Origin of the sequence: Flavobacterium sp. (assembly GCF_044341185.1) — a bacterium.
In the GTDB taxonomy this organism is placed as follows: domain Bacteria; phylum Bacteroidota; class Bacteroidia; order Flavobacteriales; family Flavobacteriaceae; genus Flavobacterium.
Window position 1 is genome coordinate 1 of the sequence record NZ_JBIISE010000068.1, and the last position, 2,760, is coordinate 2,760.

Annotated in this window: 3 protein-coding genes; all 3 read right to left on the bottom strand. The window is 30.9% G+C overall.

Features of this window, described 5'->3' with window-relative positions; genetic code table 11:
• Positions 1-686 (bottom strand): DUF3667 domain-containing protein (locus tag ACIQZ1_RS09620; protein WP_396160852.1); only part of this gene is annotated, 686 nt, incomplete at its 3' end.
• A gap of 91 nt (positions 687-777) precedes the next feature.
• Positions 778-2,190 carry a rhodanese-like domain-containing protein gene (locus ACIQZ1_RS09625; protein WP_396160854.1) on the bottom strand — a complete coding sequence of 471 codons (1,413 nt, stop codon included), beginning with the start codon at positions 2,188-2,190 and terminating at the stop codon, positions 778-780.
• A 123-nt stretch (positions 2,191-2,313) separates the two neighbouring features.
• Positions 2,314-2,697 (bottom strand): DUF983 domain-containing protein, encoded by a 384-nt coding sequence (locus ACIQZ1_RS09630; RefSeq protein ID WP_396160856.1) that lies wholly within the window; start codon positions 2,695-2,697, stop codon positions 2,314-2,316.
• Between the last annotated feature and the right edge of the window lie 63 nt (positions 2,698-2,760).

Here is a 2,760-nt window from a genome sequence, read left to right on the forward strand (position 1 = left end):
CCGAAAAACTGATTAATCAATGCAGTAAAACTAGAAATTAATAAAAATGAAGCAAAATAATGAAAGGTAAATATACCATGATCAAAATACCACCATTTCTTTTTATCGTGTGTAAGCCATAAAGTAAAAGCAAAAAAGGGCATTATTGCAAATAACCATTTAGGTAAATTTTGTAGGCTTTTATGAAAAACCTGAAGCATAATTTGTGTAGGTGTATATTTATCTTCTAATGCATCAAATTTTTCATCAAAATAAGAAGTGTTAGTTTCCTGTTTTACTGTGTTTTTTTTAGATATTTTAGACTCTTTATTTTTAGCTTCAACAATAAGTTCAGATTGAACTCCTGTTTTAACTTCTTGCTCAATTTCTTTAAAAGTAAAAGAATTAAAAATAATAAACGAAATTATATTAATAAATATGAACAAGCGAACAGGAGCCATAAAGGCTAATCTTTTACCTGACAAATAAGTTAAAGTCAGTTTTTCGGGTTGAAATAGTAAATATTTTATTGCTTTCCAAAAACTGGAATCATAATGTATTAAATCTTCTAAAAAATGGGTAAACAAATAATGAAAGGATTTTTTAGTTTCTGTATTTTCTTGCCCACATGAAGGACAAAACCGCACAGTAACAGAATTGCCACAATTTTGGCAAGTAGTATCTTCTCTTAATTTTCCGTGACTCATTTAATATAATTTAATGTGGTAAAATTAAATAAAAAAAAGTGCATACAAAAGTTTGTATGCACTTAAAATTTATTTGCTTATAAAAGTAATTTTACAATACTTTACTTTGACAGATAAAGTCTGTTGTAGGTAAATCTGTTTTGGCGATAGCATTAAATCCGCCATCTATTTCCGAAAAATTTCTGTACCCACGAGCTTGTAATATAGAAGCCGCTATCATGCTTCTATACCCTCCGGCACAATGCATAAAAAAGTGTTCGTTTGGATTGATGTCTTTTATCCAATCATTAATGTAAGCTAAAGGTTTACTATAAGCATCTTCTAAATGTTCTGCCTCGTATTCACTTTCTTTTCTGATATCTACGACTTTGCTTACACCAATTTTTACCTCATTTTCAAATTGTACTGTGGTAATTCTATTTATGGTATCCACGTCAAATCCAGAAGTTTTCCAAGCTTCAAATCCTCCTTTTAAATGTCCTAATACCGAATCAAATCCTACTCTAGATAATCGTGTAACGGTTTCTTCTTCTTTACCTGAATCTGTAACTAAAACTATTGGTTGATTTACATCGGCAATTAAAGCGCCAACCCAAGGTGCAAAGTCACCACTAATTCCAATATTTATGGATTGAGGTACAAATCCTTTTGAAAAATCAGACGCATTTCTAGTATCTAAAATTAACGCACCTGATTCATCTACAAGTTGTTCAAAATCGGAAGCATCAATGGCTTTCATACCGGAATTTAAAATAGATGCAAAAGAAGGAATTCCTTTTTTATTCATAGCTACATTCATACCAAAATAAGCAGGTGGAGGCAATAAACCATCTGTAACTTCTTTTATAAATTCTGCTTCGGTCATATTGGCACGAAGTGCATAATTTTGTTGTTTTTGTTCGCCAATGGTGGAAACCGTCTCTTTGCTCATATTTTTACCGCAAGCGGAACCCGCTCCATGTGCTGGATAAACAAATACATCATCTGCCAAAGTCATAACTTTATTTCGTAAAGAGTGAAATAAAATTCCAGCTAACTGTTCTTGCGTCATGGATGCAGATTTTTGAGCCAAATCTGGTCGCCCAACATCGCCAATAAATAAAGTATCTCCAGAAAATAAGGCGGTATCTTTTCCGTTTTCATCTAGCAACAAATAACACGTACTTTCCATGGTATGACCAGGCGTATGTAGTACTTTTATTTTAATATTTCCAACTTCAAAAATAGCACCATCCGTTGCAGAAATAATATCAAATTCTGGTTTTGCATTAGGTCCGTATACAATTTTCGCACCGGTTTGCGTACTTAAGTCTAAATGACCTGAAACAAAATCGGCATGAAAATGCGTTTCAAAAATATACTTTAGTTTTACATTATCCGCCGACAACCTATCCATATAAGGAGCTGTTTCGCGTAAAGGATCGATTATTGCCGCTTCTCCATTTGAAATAATATAATAAGCACCTTGTGCCAAACAACCCGTATAAATTTGTTCTATTTTCATATAAATAACTTATAATTATTTTAAATGTAAGTTGAAATAATAAATATTTCAACTCATTTAAATTGGGTACAAATTTAGTAGTAATTTTTAAATAAAATTGTGATAAATATCATAAGATTATTTTTAATCGAAAAATTCATCATCACTATGAAAAAAGGCAGTTAACCAAATAATTCTTGATAAACGCATAATCCAAGGTTGCAGAATAATTAAAAAGAAAATATTTATTGGCAGCCACCAAAATATTTCTTTATTTTGAAGTGTATAACCGGTTACATATACCCAAATTGCAAATGTAATTAACGAAAAACCAACAGTTAAACCATAACTAACATAACCTGTTCCTTGAAAAAAACCAGGTTCAAGTTCTGTTCTTTGGCCACAAACACTACATCTTTCAACCATTTTATTTCCGTTTGGAAAACTATACCATTTATTTACAAATAGTTTTCCTTCGTGACAACGTGGACATTTAAATGACAATAAATTTTTTAAAAATACTAACATATTCTATTTTTTTTCACAAAGATACTACATCTAAAATAATGAAATGTGACATATGTTACAATG

What these genes read in the sequence shown, in the direction of transcription:
- ACIQZ1_RS09630 (WP_396160856.1), bottom strand. Translation starts at nt 2,697, where the DNA reads ATGTTAGTATTTTTAAAAAATTTATTGTCATTTAAATGTCCACGTTGT.
- ACIQZ1_RS09625 (WP_396160854.1), bottom strand. Translation starts at nt 2,190, where the DNA reads ATGAAAATAGAACAAATTTATACGGGTTGTTTGGCACAAGGTGCTTAT.